Raw genomic sequence first — 23801 nt, forward strand, 5'->3', positions numbered from 1 at the left:
CCATGGACAACGACGCCATCGGCACCAGCGCCTCCGGAAGGCGTCTGGGCGCAGCCGCACTCGGGCTGCTGCACAGCCACATCGAGCTGTTCGGCATCGAATTGCAGGAGCAAAAAGGCCGCACCCTGCGTTTGTTGCTGTTCGCAGGCCTGGCGCTGGTATTTGCCCTGCTGCTGCTGAGCGCGCTGTCGGGGCTGGTGCTGGTGCTGTTGTGGGACAGCTATCGCCTGGCCGGTATTGTCGGCCTGTGTGTGTTCTACAGCCTGGCTGCGGTGTTCTGCGCCTTGCGCCTGAAAGCCGCAGTGTTCGATGAATCCTCGCCATTTTCGGCCACGCTCGAAGAGCTGGCCAAGGACCGGGAGCGTCTGCTGCCATGAGCCTGCCTGAACTACCCAACACGCGAAACCCGCGCGAACTGCGCAAGGCCTTGCTGCGCCTGCGCATGGAAATGCACCGCCAGGAAATCCGCCTGGAGTCTGGCCAGATGCTTGCACCGATCCACCGCCTGCGCAGCATGGGCAGCACGTTCGGTGAGGGCATGGGGGTCAAGCATGGGTCGCTATGGGGCCTGGGCGCCATCGTGGCCATGGGATTTCTGACCGGCAAGGGTGTACGCACCGGTAACCTGCTCAGGCTGTTGCGCCTGGGCACCACCGTGGCACCGCTGATGCGCCAGTTCATGGGCAGCGGCCGCCGCCCGTGAGTGGTACGGCGCGCCCTTGCCAGGGCGCGCCACACGGGGGAAGCTACGCCGACTCAAACACGGAGACCGCGCCTTGGACTGGCAAACCCTGCTGAACCGCGAACGTCTGGGCAAGGCCCTGTACAGCCCTGAGGAACTGGGCCGCAGCCCCTTCCACAAAGACCACGACCGCATCATATTTTCCGGGGCATTCCGCCGCTTGGGGCGCAAGACCCAGGTGCACCCGGTTACCAGCAACGATCATATCCACACCCGTCTTACCCACTCGCTCGAAGTCAGTTGCGTCGGCCGCTCACTGGGCATGCGCGTGGGCGAAACCTTGCGCCACGACCTGCCTGACTGGTGCGAACCCAGCGACCTTGGGATGATCGTGCAGTCGGCGTGCCTGGCCCACGACATCGGCAACCCGCCATTCGGACACTCCGGCGAAGATGCCATCCGCCACTGGTTCCAACAGGCGGCCGGGCGCGGTTGGCTGGACGACATGAGCGACGACCAGCGCGCCGATTTTCTCAATTTCGAAGGCAACGCCCAAGGCTTCCGGGTGCTGACGCAACTGGAATACCACCAGTTCGACGGTGGCACCCGTCTGACCTATGCCACCCTGGGTACCTACCTTAAATACCCATGGACGGCGCGGCACGCCGATGCGCTTGGCTACAAGAAGCACAAGTTCGGCTGCTACCAGAGCGAGCTGCCGCTGCTCGAACAGATTGCCGGCAAGCTGGGCCTGCCACTGCTTGAACCGCAGCGGTGGGCGCGTCACCCGCTGGTGTACCTCATGGAGGCGGCAGACGACATCTGCTACGCGCTGATCGACCTTGAGGACGGCCTGGAGATGGACCTGCTGCAATACGCCGAGGTCGAGGCGTTGCTGCTCGACCTGGTGGGCGACGACCTTCCAGAGACCTACCGCCAGCTCGGGCCGCGAGAATCGCGTCGGCGCAAACTGGCAATATTGCGTGGCAAGGCCATCGAGCATCTGACCAACGCCGCCGCCCAAGCGTTTGTCGAGCAACAGCCGGCGCTGCTCGCGGGCACTCTGACAGGCGACTTGGTCGAGCATATGCACGGCCCGGCACAACGCTGCGTGCTGCAGGCCAAGGACATGGCACGCAAGAAAATCTTCCAGGACAAACGCAAGACCCTGCACGAAATCGGCGCCTACACCACCTTGGAAATTCTGCTGAACACGTTCTGCGGTGCCGCACTCGAGCAGCACGGCGGCCGCACACCTTCGTTCAAGAGCCGGCGGGTCCTGGACCTGATCGGCAACAACGCACCAGACCCGAAAGGGTCGCTGCATGCAGCCTTTCTGCGCATGATCGACTTTATTGCTGGCATGACCGACAGCTACGCCAGCGAGATGGCCTGTGAAATGACCGGGCGTTCCAGCCCTGTGTAACAGCCATGGAGACGGCGATCTCGATCGCCGTCTCCAGCTCCTAATGTAAGAAACTTCCTACTTATTTGCTGAACAGTAAACATGCTCGATAAAACGTCATAAAACTGTGCACAAAACTCCAAATATCTTTTAATAATTCGCCATTCCTGTAGCACGTTTACACACTCGCTGTAAGCCATTTCCTATATGCAACACAAACATTAACCTTCTTCCCCAACTCACATTCAACTGAGCTAATGTGCCAACTGCTTTTCGTGCTTTTCGCACGCCGAATGGAAGTTGAACATGCAGTCAATATTTATCGTCGACGATCATCCCGTTATCCGCCTGGCCATCCGGATGCTGCTGGAAAACGAGCATTACCAGGTCCTGGGAGAATCGGACAATGGCGTAGATGCCATGCAAATGATCCGTGAGCTCAAACCAGATCTGGTCATCCTCGACATCAGCCTGCCCAAGCTGGACGGCCTGGAAATGCTCTCACGCTTCCAGGCCATGGCAGCCCCACTGAAGGTGCTGGTCCTGACCGCGCAATCCCCCGCCCTGTTCGCCATTCGCTGCATGCACTCTGGCGCTGCGGGGTATGTGTGCAAGCAGGAAGACCTCAGCGAACTGCTCAGCGCTATCAAAGCTGTACTTTCCGGTTACAACTATTTCCCAAGCCAGGCGCTGAAGCCGCAGCCCCACAAACACACTGACGAATTCGAATTGTTTCGTCAGGTCAATGACCGCGAACTGATGGTTTTGCAACTGTTTGCCCAGGGCCGCAGCAACAAGGAAATCGCCAAAGGCATGTTCCTCAGCAACAAGACTGTCAGCACCTACAAAAAGCGCTTGATGCACAAGTTGCACGCCAACACCCTGGTGGATCTGATCGAAGTTGCCAAACGCAACGCCCTGGTATGACGGCATGATTGGCAGGTACATCGCTGCATTGATCCTATGGCTTGGCATGGCCCAGGGCGCGCACGCCAACGACGATAGCAGGGCCTACACCCTGCTCAGCCGTTCCCAGCCGACCACGGTACATCTACAGTTCAGCCCCGAGCAACAAAGCTGGCTGCAGGCTCGCCGACGCTTGGTACTGGGCACCTCGGCGCCCGACTACCCCCCCTTCGATACCACCACGAGCGGTAGTGAATACCAAGGGCTGACGGCGGACTATGCCGGGCTGATCGGCAACACGCTGGGCCTGCAGGTGCAGGTAAGGCGCTTTCCAAGCCGGCCGGCGGCAGTCGCTGCACTGAAAAACGGCGAGATCGACATGCTCGGCAGCGCCAACGGCTATGAGGCCAACAGCGCAGGGCTGATCCTGTCGCGCCCCTATGCCATCGATCAGCCCGTGCTGGTCACCCGCGAGGACGAAACCCAGGCATTGAATACCGGGCTGGGCGGCATGCGCCTGAGCATGCTCTACCACTACCTGCCTCACGAGGAAATCCACGCAACCTACCCTGGGGCAGAACTCCTCACATTCGAGTCCTCCACCCAGGCCTTGAACGCGGTAGCCTTCGAGCAGGCAGATGTGTTCATCGGCGACACCATCTCCACCCATTACCTGATCAGCCAGGGCCACTTGCCCAGGCTACGCATGGCCAGTTTCGGCAAGCACGAAATGGTCGGGTTCAGCTTCGCCATGCGCAAAGAGGACACGACGCTCCTGTCACTGATCAACAGCGCGCTCGATGCCCAGTCCGCAGCCACCCGCAGTGATATCTTCAAACGCTGGAGCGCCAGCAGCGGCAGCCTGTTGACCGACCGCAAGCTGCAGCTGTCCGAGCGCGAGGATAACTGGCTGCATCAACACCCGAGAATGCTCGTGGTGGTCAACGATACCGCAGCACCGCTGACGTTCTTCGACAGCAACGGGCGGCTACGCGGTATCGTCGCCGACCTGCTGGAAGTGATCCGGCTGCGTACCGGTATACGCTTCGATATCCGCCGCGCAAGCGGCGAAGGCGACATGATCCAGCAGCTCACCACAGGGCGTGCCGACATCATCGCCACGCTGTCCACCGACACTCGGCACAGCAGCGCCTTGCTGGTCACCCGCCCCTACCTGGAAAGCGCCTACGTGCTGGTCAGCCGCGCCGGCGATGACCAGCCGGGCAGCTTGGCTGAACTCGCCGGCAAACGGGTTGCGGTCCCCCGTGACAGTAGCGTGGCGGCACTACTCGCCAGTCAGCATCCGCATATCCATCAGGTGGCAACCGAAAGCACCTACTATTCGATGGCGTTGCTGGGCAGCAGCGCGGTGGACGCCGCAGTCGCCACGCTGATCGATGCCAACCACATGCTCGCCAGCGACGAGCAACTGGTCATCCGCACCACGGTGGGTACAGAACCGGCAACGTTCTCCATGGCTACTCGCGCCCAGGACAGCGAGCTGGCCTCGATTCTCGACAAGGCGCTGCTTAGCGTCTCGCCCGAAGAGCTGGGGGTGATCAACAGCCGCTGGCGTGACCACGACGTGCACGATGACGCCTACTGGCGTAATTCGCGGCGCAGCATCCTGCAGGTCGCAGCGATCATCGGCGCTTTGCTGGTGCTCGCATTGGCCTGGAACGCCCATCTGCGTCGCCAGATCAAGCAACGCAGGCGCGCGGAGCGGGCGCTGAACGACCAACTGGAATTCATGGGGGCGCTGCTCAACGGCACCCCACACCCGATGTACGTGCGTGATCGCCAAGGCCATCTGAAAAGTTGTAACGACAGTTACCTGGAGGCGGTTGCCGCAACCCGCGAGCAGGTCATCGGCAAACGCCTGCAGGACACCCGTTTCAGCACCTGCAAATACGTCCTGCAGATCCAGGACGATTACCGCCGGGTCATGGAGGAAGGCCAGCCGATGATTCTCGACCGTCCGCTGCGGGTGGCTGGTAAAGAGCTGACCATCTACCACTGGATCCTCCCCTACCGCGACTCGCTAGGTGTGATGCAGGGCATCATTGGCGGCTGGATCGACATCAGCGAGCGCCGCGCACTGGTCCAGGACCTGCGCACGGCCAAGCAGCAGGCCGATAACGCCAACCGCGCGAAAAGCACCTTCCTGGCCACCATCAGCCACGAAATCCGCACGCCCATGAACGCCTTGATCGGCATGCTGGAGCTGGCGCTACGGCGTGCCGATCAGGGCAAGCTGGACCGCCCGGCCCTGGAAGTCGCGCACCATTCGGCAAAAGACCTGCTTGCGTTGATCGGCGACATTCTCGACATCGTCCGCATCGAGTCTGGGCATTTGTCGCTGGCGCCCGAGCCTGTCGACCTGGCCAGGCTGGTGGAGTCGGTGGGCCGTGTGTTCGATGGCCTTGCGCGGCATAAAGGCGTGGCGCTGCAGGTGGTCATTGCCGAGCAGGCGCGCTGCCATGCGATGCTCGACCCTCTGCGCTTCAAACAGGTACTGTCCAACCTGGTCAGCAATGCGATCAAGTTCACCGACCAGGGTCAGGTGAGCATCGAGGTCACGCTGGGCTCGAATGCATCGTCCCCCTCTCCTACCCTGGAGCTCGAAGTGCGCGACACGGGTATCGGCATCGACGAGCACGATCTGCAGCGGCTGTTCAGCCCATTCGTGCAAGCCAACCCGACCAGCGACGGTGCCCGTGCCGGCAGTGGCCTGGGGCTGGTGATCTGTCGCAATCTGTGCGCCATGATGGGCGGCAAGATGACCCTGCAAAGCGTGCTGGGGGTGGGTACCCGAGTCAGCCTGGTGATGCCCCTGCAATGCGTCGAAGCCCCCACCACCCCCGCGCCCAGCGCCTGCCACATCGACCGCCCGCAAAGCTGCCTGAATGTGCTGGTGATCGATGACCACCCCGCCAATCTGCAACTGATGGCCCGCCAGTTGAGCTACCTGGGGCTGTGTCATGAAAGCGCCCGTGATGGCCAGGAAGGCCTGAACAAATGGCGCACGGGCAACTTCGATGTATTGATCGTCGATTGCAACATGCCGTTGCTCAACGGCTATCAACTGGCAACAAAGGTGCGCGAAGAAGAGCGCATCAGCGACAAGCCGCCCTGCGTGATACTTGGCTACACCGCCAACGCACAACCTGAAGTCCGTCAAAAATGCCTGGATGCCGGCATGGATGACTGCCTCCTCAAACCTATCGGCCTGCAGTTGCTCGGCCAACGTCTGGCGAGCCTTACCGCCGGAGTGCAAGGCAATTGCTGCGAGCAGCAGGCACCGCACTACGACCTTGAAGGGTTGAGCGCCATCGTCGGGGACAGCATCAGCGACCGTGATCGGCTGGTCGTCACCCTGCACCAGAGCCTGATCGAGGATTTCGCAACGCTTATGGCTATCGACCCGCAGCAAGCACCCGACGCGCTGGCCACGCAGGCACACAAGATTCTCAGCGCGGCACGCATGCTCGAGGCCAAGGCTTTGATCAGGGCATGCGAAGCGCTTGAACAGCCTGGTTTGCACCTTGATGAGCTGAAGCTGGGGAGGCAGGTGTTGGCGCGGCAGATGCGCCGCGTGGAAAAGGCGCTGGCCCGGCTGTTGGAAAGCCCGCAGCGGAGGCTGGACCCGGTCTCGCCGAATGCGGTTATACCGTGCAGAAACAAGCTTATTCCATAAAGAAAGTACAAGGCAGTTTGTTATTGCTATTTAATATTAAAAGCTGAGTTCTTAATTAAATAGCCGCCGCTGCCTTAGTTTGGGGTCGTACCTGGAGCTATCAGCAATGTGCCGGTTTCAGGCCACACGAATACAGGAATAACGATGTCCGACCCCAAACCCCTCTTGTTCGCCTTGTATGAGCAGGCCAGTGTTGGCTGCGGTGGAGCGCCAAGCCTGTGGACTCATCCGGCGGATGAGCGACTGGCCGCCAACACCTTCGATTTCTGGTCCAACAAGGCCCGTATCGCAGATCAGGCCAACCTCGACATGTTCTTCTTCGCTGACGTGCTTGGCTTCTACGACGTGTACGGTGGCAATGTCGAAGCCGCAGTGAAATGGGCAGTAGAGGCCCCGGCGAACGACCCGCTGATGATTATCCCAGGCCTTGCAGCTGTCACAAAAAACCTGGCATTTGGTGCGACGATCACCACCAGCTACGAGCATCCGTTCACCCACGCCAGGCGGCTCAGCACACTCGATCACATGACCAACGGCAGGATCGGCTGGAACATCGTCACCTCCTATCTTTCCAGTGCGGCACGCAATTTCGGCCTGGAAGAAATGCTCAAACATGGCGACCGGTACGAGCGGGCCGAGGAATTCATGGATGTCGTTTACAAGCTCTGGGAAGGAAGCTGGGCTGATGATGCGGTCGTCGCCGACAAACAAGGCCGGGCATATGCCCGTGGCGATCGGGTGAAGCCCATCAATCACGTCGGCGAGCACTATCGTGTGGCGGGGCCGCATCTGGCCGCCCCCTCGGCGCAAAGGACGCCTGTGCTGATCCAGGCAGGCTGGTCGGGCCGAGGGCGCGAATTCGCGGCCAAACATGCCGAGCTTGTTTTCATCGCCAAGTCCAATCCACAGGAAATCCGCCAGGGCCTGGAAGAGATCTGGAGCATGGCCCAAGCCCGTGGCCGGGCTCGGGATGACGTGAAGTCTCTGACAGTGCTGCGAATTGTCACCGCGAAAACCGAGATCGAGGCTCAGCGCAAGTACGATGTGCTGCAGAGCAATTACCACCTTGAGGCGCAACTGGTCAGCTATGCCGGTGACACAGGCATCGATCTGAGCCGCTATTCAGACAACGAAGCGTTGACCAACCATACCGAAGGCCTGACCTCCTACATGATGCGCCCGGATGGCAGTGGCAAGCCGCTGACTGCGGGTGATGTCAGGCAGCGATTTGCCAACGTCACTCGGGGTACAGACCTCATTCTGGTGGGCACACCCCAGCAGGTCGCTGACCGTATCGAAGAGCACGCTCGTGTTTCAGGCACCAGTGGCTACATGCTCAACCCGCTCACCAGCCCAGGCACGCTTGAGGACTTCGTTGAGCTGGTTGTACCTGAGCTGCAAAAGCGCGGCCTGTATCGAACCACGCCACCACAAGGCACTTTCCGCTCTCGGCTCAGGAGTGATGGAGCCAGCCGGCTACCTGACTGTGCCTACGGGGCTTCATTCCGCCAGCATCTTCAGCAGTGAGGGGCAGGATGGGGCCACCCTCGGCATGCCGTCAAAGCCTCACAAGGCACGACTATCGAGCAGACGGGCACGCAATCGAGCGTGTTAGCTGATAGACTGCGCGCCGTAATTACTTAGAGGATTTTTTGATGGCCACTAACCGCTCCCGTCGTCTGCGCAAAAAGCTTTGTGTGGATGAGTTTCAGGAATTGGGCTTTGAGCTGAACCTGGAGTTCAAGGAAGACCTGGATGACGAGGCTGTTGATGCATTCCTCGATGCATTCCTGACCGAAGCCATGGACGCCAATGGCCTGGACTACGTCGGCGGCGACGACTTCGGTCTGGTTTGCAAGGCCGAGCGTGGTTCGGTTACCGAAGAGCAACGCGCTGCCGTAGAAGCGTGGCTCAAAGGCCGTAGCGAAGTGACTCAGGTTACTGTCAGCCCTCTGCTCGACGCTTGGTACCCAGAAAAGCCGGTTAACACCGCCAAGTAATCGCACCGAGCCACAACGGCTAACTGCGAGCTTGTAAAAAACCACCTTTCGAGGTGGTTTTTTTTCGCCAGTCATAAAGTGCATTTCTATCGAACAGGCCCATGCGCAGTGCGCTTGGGGCATAATGCGCACTATATTTCGTTTTGGGGCCACCATCCTTTACAGCCCCATTGTCTTCCCCCTCGCCTGCAGGGTATGCATATCCATGATCAAGACGCTCCGCCCACTGCTGCTCGCCAGCCTGTTCCTGCCCTTCTCGCTCACCAGCCAAGCCGCAGCGGTCAATACCAGCCTGCCGCCCAAGGTGCAGCAGGCCCTCAAGACCAACAAACTGCAGGATTCCGCGCTGTCGCTGGTGATGCTGCCGCTTGATGGCCCAGGCACCGCCACGGTGTTCAATGCCGATGTGTCGGTGAACCCGGCCTCGACCATGAAGCTCATCACTACCTATGCAGCGCTTGAGCTTTTAGGCCCGACGTTTCAGTGGAAGACCGAGTTCTACACCGACGGTACCCTGAACAACGGCGTGCTCAACGGCAACCTGTACCTCAAGGGCGGCGGCGACCCCAAGCTGAACATGGAAAAGCTCTGGTTGCTGATGCGTGACCTGCGCGCCAACGGCGTGCGCACGATCACTGGCGACCTGGTGCTCGACCGCAGTCATTTCGTGCAGCCCAACCTGCCGCAGTTCAACGATGACGGCGGCGATGAGAACAAGCCGTTCCTGGTAAAGCCCGACTCACTGCTGGTCAACCTCAAGGCGCTGCGCTTCGTGGCCCGCAACGACGGTGGCAAGGTGATGGTGTCGGTGGAACCACCGATTGCCAGCATTCGTATCGACAACCAGGTCAAGGCTGTGGCTGGCAAGCAGTGCAGCGGCGATGTGCGTTACAACCCGGTACAGCAGGCCGACGGTGTCAGCGTGACGGTCAGCGGCCAACTCGCCGACGGCTGCAACTCCCAGACCTACCTGTCGCTGCTGGACCACTCGACCTACGCCGCAGGTGCGGTACGTGCCATCTGGAGCGAGCTGGGTGGCAGCATCCAAGGCCGCGACCGCATAGAAGATGTGCCCAAGTCGGCGCGCCTGCTGGCCCGTGCATTCTCCCCTGATTTGGTGGAAGTGATCCGCGACATCAACAAATACAGCAACAACACCATGGCTCAGCAGCTGTTCCTGAGCATCGGTGCGCAGTTCCGTACCGACGCCGACGGCGACGATGCCCGCGCCGCGCAACGTGTAGTCCGCCAGTGGATGGCCAAGAAAGGCATCACTGCCCCGCACCTGGTCATGGAAAACGGCTCGGGGCTGTCGCGTGCAGAGCGGGTCAGTACGCGGGAGATGGCGACGCTGCTGCAGGCAGCGTGGAAGAGCCCGTATGCAGCCGAGTTCATCAGCTCGATGCCGCTGGTTGGCATGGACGGCACCATGCGCAAGCGCCTGAAACGTACCGCCATGACTGGCGAGGGCCATATCAAGACCGGCACGCTGAATACGGTGCGGGCGATTGCCGGCTTCAGCCGCGACAGCAACGGGCATACCTGGGCGGTTTCGGCGATTCTCAACGACCCGAAACCGTGGGGGGCCTCGCAGGTGCTGGATCAGGTGCTGCTTGAGCTGTATCGCCAGCCGAAGCTGGTCAACGGGACAGCGGGTGTTGCGCCCTGAACAGCCGGGTTTTAGTAGCAGCCGGTTGCCACTTCCCACAAAAACATAAGCAACGCGGTCGTTTGTAGGAGCGGCCTTGTGTCGCGAAAGGGCCGCATCGCGGCCCCGGCGATTCTGCATGAGGCGCAGATCATGGGGCCGCGATGCGGCCCTTTCGCGGCACGAGGCCGCTCCTACACTGACCGCGTAAACGTCGATGTAGTGGCAAGCCACATTCTGTGGAAGAGGACCCAGGCATGGGGTACCTACACACCTTCTCGCCCGGGCATCTCTTCTTGTGGGAGCGGGCTTGCCCCGCGATGAGGCCGGTGCAGCCACAGCTCAAACCAGCTCACCCTCGACACGGTCCCGCCCCGCCTGCTTGGCGGCATAAACCCCGGCATCGGCGCGCAGCAGCAATGCATCAGCGCCTTCCCCGCCCCGCCATCCGGCCACACCAAAACTGGCGGTAACCTGCCCAACCCCGTCCACCGGCGTGCCACGCACGCCCTGCCACAGCTCCAGTGCCAACATCCGCGCCTGTTCGGCATCACTCCCCGGGCACAGCACCATGAACTCCTCGCCGCCAAGCCGGCAGAACACATCGCTGCGCCGCAAACGGTGGCTGATACGCTCACACAAGCTGCGCAGCACCCGGTCGCCTACCGCATGGCCGAACTGGTCGTTTATGCGTTTGAAATGGTCAATATCCAGCATGATCACCGCCAACTGCAGCCCCTCGCGGCGGGCGCGCTCCAGTTCGCTCCAAAGCCGATCCTGGAAGTAGCGGCGGTTGTAGATCCCCGTCAGCGCATCAGTGACCGACAAAGCACGCAACTCCTCCTCCACACGCTTGAGGTCGGAAATATCCGTGAGGTAGCCGTGCCACAGCGTGCACTGCTGCTCGCCGACCTCCGGCGTGGCCTCCCCGCGCACCCAGCGCAGGCCGGCGCGCGGCAGGCACACGCGGAATTCCTCACGCCAAGACGTCAGGTGCTCGGCCGAGTAACGCACAGAGGCCCTTACCCGCTCCAGGTCCTCCGGGTGGATACGCTCGAAGGCTGGGGTGGCATCCTTGCGCAATACTGCCAGGTCCACCTCGTAGATATCGTTCAGGCCTTGGCTGGCATAGGGGAAACACGAATGTCCGTCGCTATCCACACGGTACTGATAGATGCCGCCTGGCACCTCGGCACTGAGTTTTTCCAGCAATCGGTCGCGCTCAGCCAACGCCTCATGGATACGCCGTCGCTCGGTGACATCAATGCAGATGGCCAGGTAACCCACCCACAGGCCCTGTTCATCGAGCACGGCGGTCACCAGCATATTGGCCAGTAAATGGCTGCCATCCTTGCGTACCAGCGTCCAGTCCGCAGGCTGCGCCCCGGCCTCCTGGGCAGTCTCGACGAACATGGCCTGGCCAGCGCCGACTTCGCGGCCATGGCGCAGGCCGAGCGCGTGGCCGCGGCGGTGCAGCTCTTCGGGCTGCACCAGGTCCTCGAGTGTGAGCTGGCCCAACGCTTCGGCCGCACCATAACCCAGCATGCGCTCGGCGCCTGCGTTGAACGTGGTGATGCTGCCCTTGAGGTCGGTGGCGATGATTGCCACTTGGGTGGCGGCATCGAGCACATTGCGCAGTTGGTTGTGGGTGACGCGCAGCGACTGCTCGCTGACCCGAAGCTCAGCGGTACGCCTGGCCACCATTGCGAGCGCCCGCTGGCGCTGGCTGAACAAGCTGTACAGCAAGGCGGCCAGCATCACGCTCAACAGGCCGCCCAGCACACCGACCACCTGCACCGCCGAGGACCGGTTGTCCGCCAGAAAACCCAGGCTTAGGCGAATATCGAGCTGAAAATGATGGTCGGCCAGGCGCAGTAACTGGCTGTTGACCAGCATCATCGGCGCAGGCTCGTTGCCAGAGTCGAACAACACCTCCTGGGTGCTGCCGCCAGACAAATCGTAAATGCGCACCACCAGGTTGTCGTCGGCTTCGGCTGGCAGGCTTTCGCCGATCAACTGGCTCAGGCTGAGCAAAGCCATCACATAGCCCCGCGGCGGCGCCCGGACAGCCGCGCCATCGGCAAATACCGGCGCTACCACCAGTAGCCCACGGCTGTAGTCCGGCTGCACACTGATCATGTCCAGCGGCGCCGACACCGCCATGCTCCCCGGGCTTACAGCCCGCGCCAGGGCCGCAGCGCGCAGCGGCTGGCCGTTCTGGTCAAAGCCGAACAACTGGCCGTGCTGGTTGACCGCCTGGGTGTAGAGAATCGGGTAGTACACATCGCGCGCAGGCGCGGCGTGCCACCCGGCCTGGGCATCGTGATCGAGAATGCGGTAAGGCTGCCCCAGGCGAACGCTGGCCATCCGTTCGAAGGCTTCGCGCTCGACGCCGGCCACACGTGGCGCCCACGAAAACGCCTGCGTGCGGCGCAGCAACGGGCGTGCGTAACCGTCGAATTCGGCTGGGGTGATGTCGGAGGAATAGCTGAAGAAGCGCCGCAGCCCGTCCAGGCGCTGCTCCTGCTCCTCGAACCGCTCAGCGATGCGGCTGTAACGCTCGCTGGCCAGCAGTTCGAAGCGCTGGTGCAGTTGCTGCTTGTAGAACGCCTGGGTGGCGAGCGCCAGGGCCCCGGTGAGCACGCCACCGGCAACCAGGGCAGTCAGCGCCACGCCCAGGGCGGAGAGTTCCTCGGCGAACAGGCCGGACAGCTTTGCAGGTACTTTCCACATAGAGGACTCTCAGCGACTACAGCTTCAGCGTCCTGCGAATGGTCAATGCCTGCATGCTTTATAGCTAAAGGCCAGCATTCACGCCAGCCCCCAGTTCAGTCAGCGCAGACGCAATTGCCAGGCACGGTGGATGCGATTGTTGCGGGCAAAATCCGGGTCCAGGGTTTGCGCGCTGATTTCCTCAACCGCATACCGCGTGGCCAGGTGCTCATCGAGCTGGAACTTGCGGAAGTTGTTGGAGAAATACAGCACACCACCGGGCGCCAGTCGCGCCATGGCCAGGTCGAGCAGTTCGACATGGTCACGCTGCACATCGAACACCCCTTCCATGCGCTTGGAGTTGGAGAAGGTCGGCGGGTCGATGAAAATCAGCTCGTAGGTGCCTTGGGCGTTACGCAGCCAGTCCATCACATCACCCTGCTCCAGGCGGTTACGCTCGGAGAAGCCGTTCAGCGACAGGTTGCGCCGCGCCCAGTCCAGGTAGGTCTTCGACAGGTCGACACTGGTGGTGCTGCGTGCACCGCCCTTGGCGGCATGCACACTGACCGTTGCGGTATAGCAGAACAGGTTGAGGAAGTTCTTGCCGGCCGCTTCACGCTGGATGCGCATACGCATCGGGCGGTGATCAAGGAACAGGCCGGTGTCCAGGTAGTCGGTGAGGTTGACCAGCAGCTTGACGCCGCCTTCGTTGACTTCCTGGAAGCGCCCTTCGGTGGCCTGGCGCTCGTACTGGCGGGTGCCGCTCTGGCGCTCGCGGCGCTTGAGCACCACTCGTTTGGGGTCAACGCCCAACGCTTGGGGGATGGCCGACAGCGCATCGATCAGGCGCACCTGGGCTTTTTCCGGGTCGATCGAGCGTGGCGCTGCGTATTCCTGCACATGCACCCAGTCGTGGTAAAGGTCGACGGCCAGGGCGTACTCGGGCATATCGGCATCGTAGACGCGATAGCAATCGACTTTTTCGCGGCGGGCCCACTTGCCCAACTGCTTGAAGTTTTTCTGCAGGCGGTTGGCGAACATCTGCGCGCCTTCGGACAGGCGGGCAGATTCGCTGGCTACAGCCACCGGGCTGCGCGGCTCGTGGCTGTCGGCATCGGTGTTATCGGCGCCAGCCTGGCGCCGCTCGCCAGTGACGAACTGATCAGGCTGAACCTTGAACAGCAGCAGCTTGCACGGCAGCGCGCCGTTCCAGAACGCGTACTGCTTGTGGCTGCGAATGCCCATGCGCTTGCCCAGCTCAGGCGCGCCGGTGAACACCGCCGCCTCCCAGCCCATGCATGCCTGGCGCAGGCGTTCGCCGAGGTTCTGGTAAAGGTACAGCAGGCTGGCTTCATCACCCAGGCGCTCGCCGTAAGGCGGGTTGCTGATGACCAGGCCTTTCTGGTTCTGGTCCGGGCGTGGCTCGAAGCTTGCGACCTCGCCTTGGTAGATCTTCACCCAGTCGCCCAGGCCTGCACGCTCGACGTTGTTGCGCCCCGGCTGGATCAGCCGCGGGTCGGCCTCGTAGCCGCGAATCCACAGCGGGGGCTTGGCCAGGCCGGCCTGGGCGCGTGCCAGGGCCTCGTCGTGCAGCTTGCGCCACAACGCCGGCACATGCCCAAGCCAGGCGCTGAAACCCCAGCGCTCACGCTTGAGGTTGGGTGCAATGTCAGCGGCGATCATCGCCGCCTCTACCAGGAAAGTACCCACACCGCACATCGGGTCAGCCAGTGCACCGCCTTCAGCGGCGATGCGCGGCCAGCCGGAACGGATCAGCACGGCCGCTGCAAGGTTTTCTTTCAGCGGCGCGGCGCCCTGCTGCAGGCGGTAGCCGCGCTGGTGCAGGCTGTGGCCAGACAAGTCGAGGGACAGGATCGCCTCGCCACGGTCCAGGCGCAGGTGCACGCGCAGGTCAGGGTCGAGCTTGTCCACCGAGGGGCGCAGGCCTTCGCGGTTGCGCAACTTGTCGACGATGGCGTCCTTGACCTTGAGCGCACCGAAGTGGGTGTTGTCGATACCCGAGCCATGGCCACTGAATTCCACCGCCAGGGTGCCGTCGGCAAGCAGGTGGTCGGCCCAGTCCACGGCGTTGACGCCGTCGTACAGGTCGTCAGCGTTCTTCATGGAGAAGCGCTTGAGCACCAGCAATACGCGGTTGGCCAGGCGCGACCACAGGCACAGGCGGTAGGCGGTTTCCATGTCGGCCTCGCCGCGGATGGCCGAGGTGTGTTCACGCACCTCGTCCAGGCCCAGGTTGCGGGCTTCCTCGGCAAGCAGGCCTTCCAGGCCTTTGGGGCAGGTGAGATATAGTTCGAAACGGTCCGACATGGTTGATCCAGAGCCTTTGGCTAGGTAAATGGCACGCCGACGCATCGGCTGCCGCTGTTTGCCCACACGCTTTTTGTGAAGCGTGCGGGTGGCCGGCGAAGACGTTCGCTTGGGCCTGGCCGCCCGACTGACGTAGCAACTGCCGGTTGGCAAGAGGCTTGGATCGTCGGGCAGTGTGAAAATTTCATCGACAGAGGGCCTGGATGTGACCCTTCGTCGCGTTAGCAGATGTTACAGGCTTCAGCCAGCAACACTGGCTAAATGATTTCAAACGCCGACCAAACCCTGATCATAGCGGGCTTGTAGGCAATTACGGTTGAGTCGCATTTATTTACTTATCCCTTCACCTTCAGAAACGTTACGTCCTTATGACAAAACGATCATTCACACTGTGACCCGCATTGGTTAGAACTGGTCTCAGGCCGCTTCGCAACGAGGTGGCACTTTTAGCCCGCCACGCCGGCAGCGGGCGCAACCGGCAGAACGATTCTGCCCGGCCTCGTAGAGGCCGACGGGACATTACAGTCAACAAGTGAGGGCAACACCCTATGAGAAGACTTAAGCGTGATCCGTTGGAAAGAGCATTTTCACGTGGCTACCAGTATGGAGTCACCGGCAAATCCCGCGAACTTTGCCCATTCACCTTGCCATCTGTCCGCCAAGCCTGGATCAACGGCTGGCGCGAAGGCCGCGGCGATAACTGGGACGGCATGACTGGTACCGCTGGTATTCACAGACTCAACGAAAATCACGCCGTTGGCTGAACGAGGACACTGAATTCGAGTCACCATGCACGCCCCATCCGGGCGGCGGGCTGCGGCCCAAGGGGTCCCAAAGGGGGCCCCTTTTTTATGCCTGTCGATTTCTGACAGCTCAGCGCGGCATCGCCGCAATTGCATCCACCGCCTCACGGATCAGCGCCGGGCCTTTATAAATGAAGCCCGAGTAGATCTGCACCAGGCTTGCGCCAGCGGCGATTTTCTCAGCCGCATGACGCCCCTCGGTAATGCCGCCTGCGGCGATGATTGGCAACTTGCCGCCCAGCTCACCCGCCAGCACCTTCACGGTGTGGGTGCTTTTTTGCAGCACCGGCGCACCTGACAGGCCACCCGCCTCACCGCCAAACGGCAAGCCCTCGACCCCTTCCCGGCTCAGCGTGGTATTGGTGGCAATGACCGCATCCATGCCCGACTGCATCAGCGCGGCGGCCACCAGCGCGGTTTCTTCATCGGTCATGTCTGGCGCGATCTTGATCGCCAGCGGCACGCGCTTGCCATGGGCGGTGGCCAGTTGCTCACGGCGCTCAGCCAACACATCGAGCAGTTGCTTGAGCGAATCGCCAAATTGCAGCGAGCGCAAGCCAGGGGTGTTGGGCGAGCTGACGTTGACGGTAATGTAGCTTGCGTCGTTGTAGACCTTCTCCAGGCAGATCAGGTAGTCGTCCTGGGCGCGCTCGACCGGGGTATCGAAGTTCTTGCCAATGTTGATGCCCAGCACCCCGGTGTAGCGTGCCGCCCGAACCCGCGCCAGCAGGTGATCGACACCCAGGTTGTTGAAACCCATGCGGTTGATGATCGCCGTGGCTTCAGGCAAGCGGAACAACCGTGGCTTGGGGTTGCCCGGCTGCGGGCGCGGGGTGATGGTGCCGATCTCGACGAAGCCGAAGCCCAGTTGCGCAAAGCCGTCGATGGCCGCGCCATTTTTATCCAGGCCTGCGGCCAGGCCCACTGGGTTTGCGAAGTTCAAGCCCATCACCGTCACCGGCAACGCCGCAGGTTGCTTGCACAGCATGCCATTGAGGCCCATGCGGCCTCCGGCGCCGATCAGGTCCAGCGACAGGTCGTGGGAGGTTTCCGGGGAGAGCTTGAACAGCAGTTGGCGGGCCAGGTTATACATGGGCGGGCGGACTCGCGGTGTGTGAGGGTGGCGATTATAGCCAGCGCATCGCCTCGGTGACAGGGCAATGGCACATGGGTTGCTTCGCAAGGCCTATGTTGCCCTTTCCGAACACCTGAGGTTCCTTGTGAATACTGCCCTCCCGACATCACCGCTGGCCTGGGTCAACGGCAGCGACGCGCCGGAAAAAACCAGCCTGAACCTGGGTTTCATGGCCTTGAGCGACTGCGCATCGGTTGTGGTCGCCGCCACCCAGGGCTTTGCCCAGCAGCAAGGCCTGACCCTGAACCTGCGCCGCCAGGCCTCGTGGGCGGGCCTGCGCGACAAGCTGGTGAGCGGCGAACTCGATGGCGCCCATTGCCTGTACGGGCTGGTCTACGCCGTGCATCTGGGTGTGGGCGGCGGGCCGGCCAGTGACATGGCCGTGCTCATGGGCCTGAACCAGAACGCCCAGGCGATCAATCTGTCGCCTGCGCTGCAGCGCAAGGGCGTGACCAGCCCTGAGGCGTTGGCACAATTGGTGCACCAAGGTGGCGCACGGCTGACCTTCGCCCAGACCTTCCCCACCGGCACCCATGCCATGTGGCTCAACTACTGGCTGGCCAGCCAAGGCATTCACCCGCTGCGCGACATCAACAGCGTGGTGGTGCCGCCGGCGCAGATGGTGGCGCACATGCAGGCTGGGCGCATCGACGGCTTTTGCGTGGGCGAGCCATGGTCGGCAACGGCCATCGCCCAAGGCCAGGGCTTTACCCTGGCAACCAGCCAGTCGGTGTGGCCGGACCACCCCGAGAAGGTGTTGGCCTGCGCCCGTGGCTTTGTCGAGCAGTACCCCAACAGCGCACGGGCGCTGATCAAGGCGGTGCTTGCCGCCAGCCGCTTTATCGAGAGCAGCGTCGAGAACCGCCGCAGCACCGCGCAGTTGCTCAGCGCCAGCGCCTACCTGGACACCCCGCCAGGCAACATCGAACCGCGCCTGCTGGGCGACTACCATGATGGCCTGGGCAACCATTGGCAGGACTCGCACCCGCTGCACCTGTTCGATGATGGCCGGGTCAACCTGCCTTATCTGTCCGACGGCATGTGGTTCATGACTCAGTTCCGCCGCTGGGGCATTCTGCGCGACGACCCGGACTACCTGGGGGTCGCCAGCCAGGTGCAGCAACTGGGCCTGTACTGCGAGGCCGCCGAGGCGCTTGGCGTTGCCTGCCCGCAGCAGGCGATGCGCAGCAGCTTGCTGATCGACGGCGGCCGCTGGGACGGCAGCGCCCCCCATGCCTACGCGCGCAGCTTCAGCTTGCATGCGCTGGACGCGGCGCCCTGCGCCCGCGTCGGCTACTGAGGGGGTGCCATGCTACGTATCTTGCTGATCGACGACACCGAAAAGAAAGTCGGCCGCCTCAAGGCTGCGCTGATGGAGTCAGGCTTCGAGGTCATCGAAGCGCCAGGCCTGACCATCGACCTGCCGGCTTGCGTCGAAACGGTGCACCCGGATGTGGTGCTGATTGATACCGAGTCACCGGGGCGTGATGTGATGGAACAGGTGGTCATGGTCAGCCGTGACCAGCCACGGCCAATCGTGCTGTTTACCGACGAGCATGATCCGGGGGTGATGCGCCAGGCGATCCAGGCAGGGGTCAGCGCTTATATAGTCGAAGGCATCCATGCAGCCCGCCTGCAGCCAATTCTGGATGTGGCCATGGCCCGCTTCGAGAGCGACCAGGCACTTAAGGCCCAGTTGGTTGCCCGCGACCAGCAACTGGCCGAGCGCAAACGCATCGAACAGGCCAAGGGCATGCTGATGAAAATGAAAGACTGTAACGAGGAACAGGCCTACACCCTCATGCGCCGCCAGGCCATGAGCCGCCAGCAGAAGCTGATCCAAGTGGCCGAGCAGATCATTGCCATGTCGGAGCTGCTTGGGCCTTGAGGCACGGGAGCCTGTAGGAGCGGCCTTGTGTCGCGAAAGGGGTGCAAAGCGCCCCTAGGTTTTCTGAGTTGATACAGAAACCGGCGGGGCCGCTCTGCGGCCCTTTCGCGACACAAGGCCGCTCCTACACGGGCAACCCTGCGTTGCAGCTTCAAGCCTGTGGAACTGGCCCGGCTCTTGCTCACTTAAACTCCAGGTAGCCAACGGCGGTTGCCACACACTCCCGACAAAGACGTCGCTCCCCCTCCACAGCCGTGGACCGGGTAGCGGCGTCTTTTTCGTTTCCGCCCCTGTGCAGCACGCCGAACGAGGTGTTCGATGAATACGAGCTTCTGGAAATCCGGGCATGTGCCCACGCTGTTTGCCGCCTTCCTGTATTTCGACCTGAGCTTCATGGTCTGGTATCTACTGGGCCCCATGGCGGTGCAGATCGCCGCCGACCTGCAACTCACCGCCCAGCAACGGGGCCTGATGGTCGCAACGCCGATTCTGGCAGGCGCGATCCTGCGTTTTGTCATGGGCCTGCTGGTCGACCGGCTGTCGCCAAAAACCGCCGGCCTGATTGGCCAAGTGATCGTCATCATCGCGCTGGCCTGCGCCTGGCACCTGGGCGTGCACAGCTACGAACAGGCCCTGCTGCTGGGGGTGTTCCTCGGCGTCGCCGGCGCCTCGTTCGCCGTATCGCTGCCCCTGGCATCGCAGTGGTACCCGCCGCAGCACCAAGGCAAGGCCATGGGCATCGCCGGTGCCGGCAACTCAGGCACGGTGTTCGCCGCGCTGCTGGCCCCGGTTCTGGCGGCAAGCTTCGGCTGGAACAACGTGTTCGGCTTTGCCGTGCTGCCTTTGCTGCTGACCCTGCTGGTGTTTGCCCTGCTGGCGCGCAACGCACCACAACGGCCAAAACCAAAAGCAATGGCCGACTACCTGAAGGCCCTCGGCGACCGCGACAGCTGGTGGTTCATGTTCTTCTACAGCGTCACCTTCGGCGGCTTTATTGGCCTGGCCAGCGCCCTGCCCGGCTACTTCAGTGACCAGTACGCCCTGAGCCCGGTAACCGCCGGCTACTATACCGCCGCCTGCGTATTCGCCGGCAGCCTGATGCGCCCCCTGGGCGGCGCGCTGGCGGACCGCTTCGGCGGCATCCGCACACTGCTGGCCATGTACACCGTTGCGGCCATCTGCATCGCCGCAGTCGGCTTCAACCTGCCCAGCGCAGCAGCGGCCCTGGCCCTGTTCGTCAGCGCCATGCTCGGGCTGGGTGCCGGCAACGGCGCGGTATTCCAACTGGTGCCACAGCGCTTTCGCCAGGAGATCGGCGTCATGACCGGGTTGATCGGCATGGCCGGCGGCATCGGCGGCTTCGTGCTGGCCGCAGGGCTGGGCACCATCAAGCAACACACCGGTGATTACCAGTTGGCGCTGTGGTTGTTCGCAAGCCTCGGCGTGCTGGCCTGGTTTGGCCTGCACGGGGTCAAACAACGCTGGCGCACCACCTGGGGCTCGGCGGCGGTGACCGCGGCGCGAGTATGAGCCTGCGCCTGAGCTTTGCCCAGGCCAGTGCCACCGGGCCACGCGATGAAAACCAGGACGCCCTGCGGCTGGTCACGCCCGCGCCGGAGCTTGCGGCCAGTAAAGGCTACCTGTTTGCCCTGGCTGACGGCGTCAGCCAGTGTGCCGACGGCGGCCTGGCCGCACGTGCCAGCTTGCAGGCATTGGCCATGGACTACTACGCCACCCCGGCGACCTGGGGCGTTGCTCAGGCCTTGGACAAACTTCTATTGGCGCAAAACCGCTGGTTGCGCGCCCAAGGCAGCGGCCAGCCACTGCTGACCACACTCAGCGCCCTGGTATTGCGTGGCCGACGCTTCACCTTGGCCCACGTTGGCGATTGCCGGGTGTACCGCTGGTACGCCGGGCGCCTGCAATGCCTGAGCGAAGACCATGTGTGGGACCAGCCCGGCATGCAGCACGTGCTCAAGCGCGCGCTTGGCCTGGACCAGCACCTGCTGGTCGACTACCTGGATGGCGAGCTGCAGCAAGGCGAATGTTATCTGCTGCTTAGCGATGGGGTGTGGGCAAGCCTGGGCGATCTGGGCATCCAGTCCATCCTGCGCGAACAGCCCAACCTGCAGGATGCCGTCGACACGCTGGTGGCCACCGCCCACCACCACGGCAGCCAGGACAACGCCAGCGCGCTGCTGGTACACGTCGATGGCCTGGGCGCCAGCAACCTTGGCGATGCCCTGGCGCAGTTGCAACACTGGCCGCTGCCGGGGCCTCTGCGTGAAGGCCAGGTGATCGATGGCTGGGCCGTGGCAGGCAGCGTGGCGCAAAGCAGGCAGTCTTTGCTGTACCGGGTACGGGATGCCCACGGCCAGAACTGGCTACTCAAGACCTTGCCCCAGCCGCGCGACCAGGAATCAGGCGCAGCCCAGGCGTTGCTGCAGGAGGAATGGTTTTTGCGCCGGGTCGCGGGCCGGCATTTTCCTGAAGTTCACCCTGCCAGCGAGCGCCAGCACCTGTATTACCTGATGCGCGAATACCCCGGCAGCACCATGGCCGGCCAGGCGCCGCTTGCGCTCGCGCGCTGGCTGGAGATCGCCCGCCAGCTGTTGCAGGCGGTAGGCGTGCTGCATCGGCGCAACCTGCTGCACCGCGACATCAAGCCTGAGAACCTGCACCTGGGCAGCGATGGCCAGTTGCGCTTACTGGACTTCGGGCTGGCCTACTGCCCGGGGCTTAGCGAAGACCAACCGAATGCGTTGCCGGGCACCCCTTCCTACATAGCGCCGGAGGCGTTCGACGGGGCGGCGCCCGCTGCGCGCCAGGACTTGTATGCGGTGGGCGTGACCTTGTATTACCTGCTGACCGGCCATTACCCCTATGGCGAAGTGGAGGCGTTCCAGCGGCCGCGGTTCGGCCAACCGGTCAACCCGGCCCGGTATCGCCCTGACTTGCCGGAATGGTTGCAGCGCAATCTGCAACAAGCGGTGGCGGCGGACCCGGCGCAGCGGTTTGAAACGGCTGAGCAGTGGCTGCTGTTGCTGGAGCGCGGTGATCGCCAGGAAATGGCCGAGCGGCCACGGCCGTTGCTTGAGCGAGAGCCGTTGAAGGTTTGGCAGACAGTGGGGTTGGTTTCGTTGCTGATGAACCTGATTTTGCTGCTGGTGCTGCTCAAGCATTGAGTAGAAGTGCGGTGCGCCCTTTCTCCGCGGCGCCCATCCCGGGTCTTGATGGGGCCCAGATCTGCGCAGGCTTGTTGCGGCTTCATCGCAGGCTGTCGCCAGCTCCCACCCGTATTGAGCCAAACATCACCTACGCAGCTGACACGGTCTCTGTGGGAGCTGGCGACAGCCTGCGACGAGGCCAGTGCAGGCTCTTGAAAACACCTTTCAGGGCTCGAATCCCAGGCAAAGAAAAACCCGGCCGAGGCCGGGTTTTTCATGAAGCTTTAGACCAATTACTTGGCTTGGGCTTCAACCTGAGCTTCTACGCGACGGTTAACGGCGCGGCCAGCTTCAGTGGCGTTGTCGGCGACCGGACGGGTCTCACCGTAGCCAACCGATTGAACACGGTTCGATTCAACACCGTATTGCTGGGTCAGGACTTGCTTGACAGCGCTGGCACGACGCTCGGACAGCTTCTGGTTGTAAGCGTCTGGACCCACGGAGTCAGTGTGACCTTCCACGGTGGTGGTGGTCTGTGGGTACTGCTTCATGAAGTCAGCCAGGTTCTTGATGTCGCCGTAGCTGTTAGGCTTGACGACCGACTTGTCGAAGTCGAACTTGACGTCCAGCTCAACGCGAACGACTTCGGCAACAGCCGGGCAGCCATCAGCGTCAACGGTAACGTTGGCTGGGGTGTCAGGGCACTTGTCGACGTTGTCGCAGACGCCATCGTTGTCGCTGTCGGAGCAAACTTCTGCAACTGGAGCAGGAGCGGCTGCTTCGGAGCTCTTCGGGCTACCGCCGAAGTTCAGACCAACACCAACGCTTGGAGCCCACTCGGTGTCGCCCTGGTCGATGTTGTACTGAGCTTCAACGCCGGCACGGGCGTAGAACATGTCAGTGATGTACCACTTGGCGCCAGCGCCAACGTTGGCGAAGGTGGACTGGTTACGACCACCACGGCCAGTCTGGCCCAGGGACTGGTGGGAGAAACCAGCCGACACGTACGGACGGATAGCGTCGTACGGGTTGTTGAAGTGGTAAACGGCGTCCAGGGCGGTGTTCGAGCCCTTGATGTTTTTGCCGTCGTCGCCACGAGCGTTGTGTACTTCGTCGTAGCCCAGGCGCAGTTCAACGTCGTCGGTCAGGAAGTAACCGATCGAGCCGCCGAACAGGTTGCCGTCGTTTTTGAAGTCGCGCTGGCTGTCGAAGAATTCTTTCTTGTAGAAGCCTTCGACCTCAACGGCGCCTTGACCTTGTGCCATAGCGCCGAACGAAGCGGCAGCTACAAGCGAACCAATGGCCAAGCCCAAGGTGTTTTTCAGTTTCATCCGTTAAATCCCCATCTGGTGATAGTTAAGCAGTCCCACCAAAATCCGGGGGACAACTCGACGGCAAGTCTAGCAGACCTCGCCGATTCGTATGAGTAA

The 23801-nt window shown here is 62.3% G+C and carries 17 protein-coding genes; 13 read left to right on the forward strand and 4 right to left on the reverse strand.

Going from position 1 to position 23801, the window contains the following annotated elements; genetic code table 11:
- Positions 1-2: 2 nt before the first annotated feature.
- The 8 genes from HU719_RS22845 to dacB all read left to right on the forward strand — a co-directional run bounded on the left by HU719_RS22845 (position 3) and on the right by dacB (position 10359).
- Positions 3-377 (forward strand): phage holin family protein, encoded by a 375-nt coding sequence (locus tag HU719_RS22845; protein WP_186517289.1) that lies wholly within the window; start codon positions 3-5, stop codon positions 375-377.
- Positions 374-703, forward strand: coding sequence for a hypothetical protein (locus HU719_RS22850; RefSeq protein WP_186535622.1), 330 nt, complete (start codon positions 374-376; stop codon positions 701-703). Before HU719_RS22845 ends, HU719_RS22850 begins: the two co-directional genes overlap by 4 nt.
- Positions 704-776: 73 nt before the next feature.
- Positions 777-2108 (forward strand): deoxyguanosinetriphosphate triphosphohydrolase, encoded by a 1332-nt coding sequence (locus tag HU719_RS22855; protein ID WP_186517293.1) that lies wholly within the window; start codon positions 777-779, stop codon positions 2106-2108.
- 285 nt (positions 2109-2393) lie between these two features.
- Positions 2394-3014, forward strand: coding sequence for a response regulator transcription factor (locus tag HU719_RS22860; protein ID WP_186517295.1), 621 nt, complete (start codon positions 2394-2396; stop codon positions 3012-3014).
- A gap of 4 nt (positions 3015-3018) precedes the next feature.
- Positions 3019-6690: a transporter substrate-binding domain-containing protein gene (locus HU719_RS22865; protein ID WP_186535623.1), complete on the forward strand. Its 3672-nt coding sequence runs from the start codon at positions 3019-3021 to the stop codon at positions 6688-6690.
- A gap of 144 nt (positions 6691-6834) precedes the next feature.
- Entirely contained in the window at positions 6835-8217 is a 1383-nt protein-coding gene (locus HU719_RS22870) for an LLM class flavin-dependent oxidoreductase (RefSeq protein WP_186535624.1), read from the forward strand.
- 128 nt (positions 8218-8345) lie between these two features.
- Positions 8346-8690: a YggL family protein gene (locus HU719_RS22875; RefSeq protein WP_186535625.1), complete on the forward strand. Its 345-nt coding sequence runs from the start codon at positions 8346-8348 to the stop codon at positions 8688-8690.
- Positions 8691-8895: 205 nt separating this feature from the next.
- The gene (gene dacB, locus HU719_RS22880) at positions 8896-10359 is read left to right on the forward strand and encodes a D-alanyl-D-alanine carboxypeptidase/D-alanyl-D-alanine endopeptidase (protein WP_186517304.1); all 1464 of its coding nucleotides are present in this window, start codon (positions 8896-8898) and stop codon (positions 10357-10359) included.
- Between the two features lie 321 nt (positions 10360-10680).
- On the opposite strand, the gene HU719_RS22885 is transcribed toward dacB, so the two are convergent.
- Positions 10681-13071, reverse strand: a complete 2391-nt coding sequence (locus tag HU719_RS22885; RefSeq protein WP_186535626.1) for a sensor domain-containing diguanylate cyclase — start codon at positions 13069-13071, stop codon at positions 10681-10683.
- Between the two features lie 99 nt (positions 13072-13170).
- Positions 13171-15378, reverse strand: a complete 2208-nt coding sequence (gene rlmKL, locus HU719_RS22890) for a bifunctional 23S rRNA (guanine(2069)-N(7))-methyltransferase RlmK/23S rRNA (guanine(2445)-N(2))-methyltransferase RlmL (protein ID WP_186523148.1) — start codon at positions 15376-15378, stop codon at positions 13171-13173.
- A gap of 548 nt (positions 15379-15926) precedes the next feature.
- Between rlmKL and rmf the strand changes: the two genes are divergently transcribed.
- Positions 15927-16142 (forward strand): ribosome modulation factor, encoded by a 216-nt coding sequence (gene rmf, locus HU719_RS22895; RefSeq protein ID WP_023533691.1) that lies wholly within the window; start codon positions 15927-15929, stop codon positions 16140-16142.
- A gap of 109 nt (positions 16143-16251) precedes the next feature.
- Here the strand turns inward: rmf and HU719_RS22900 are convergent, their stop codons facing one another.
- Entirely contained in the window at positions 16252-17274 is a 1023-nt protein-coding gene (locus HU719_RS22900; RefSeq protein WP_186535627.1) for a quinone-dependent dihydroorotate dehydrogenase, read from the reverse strand.
- A 127-nt stretch (positions 17275-17401) separates the two neighbouring features.
- Here HU719_RS22900 and HU719_RS22905 point away from each other — a divergent pair, with 127 nt between their 5' ends.
- The 4 genes from HU719_RS22905 to HU719_RS22920 all read left to right on the forward strand — a co-directional run bounded on the left by HU719_RS22905 (position 17402) and on the right by HU719_RS22920 (position 22389).
- Positions 17402-18616 carry a CmpA/NrtA family ABC transporter substrate-binding protein gene (locus tag HU719_RS22905; RefSeq protein ID WP_367616539.1) on the forward strand — a complete coding sequence of 405 codons (1215 nt, stop codon included), beginning with the start codon at positions 17402-17404 and terminating at the stop codon, positions 18614-18616.
- A gap of 9 nt (positions 18617-18625) precedes the next feature.
- Positions 18626-19204, forward strand: a complete 579-nt coding sequence (locus HU719_RS22910) for an ANTAR domain-containing response regulator (protein WP_186535629.1) — start codon at positions 18626-18628, stop codon at positions 19202-19204.
- A 318-nt stretch (positions 19205-19522) separates the two neighbouring features.
- Entirely contained in the window at positions 19523-20734 is a 1212-nt protein-coding gene (locus HU719_RS22915; protein ID WP_186523131.1) for a nitrate/nitrite transporter, read from the forward strand.
- A complete protein-coding gene (locus HU719_RS22920) occupies positions 20731-22389 on the forward strand; it encodes a bifunctional protein-serine/threonine kinase/phosphatase (RefSeq protein ID WP_186535630.1) in 1659 nt (552 codons plus the stop codon). The genes HU719_RS22915 and HU719_RS22920 overlap by 4 nt, the downstream gene beginning before the upstream one ends.
- Before the next feature lie 275 nt (positions 22390-22664).
- On the opposite strand, the gene HU719_RS22925 is transcribed toward HU719_RS22920, so the two are convergent.
- Positions 22665-23702, reverse strand: coding sequence for an OmpA family protein (locus HU719_RS22925; protein WP_186535632.1), 1038 nt, complete (start codon positions 23700-23702; stop codon positions 22665-22667).
- Positions 23703-23801 lie beyond the last annotated feature (99 nt).

The sequence above is a fragment of the Pseudomonas farsensis genome, assembly GCF_014268805.2.
GTDB lineage: Bacteria > Pseudomonadota > Gammaproteobacteria > Pseudomonadales > Pseudomonadaceae > Aquipseudomonas > Aquipseudomonas farsensis.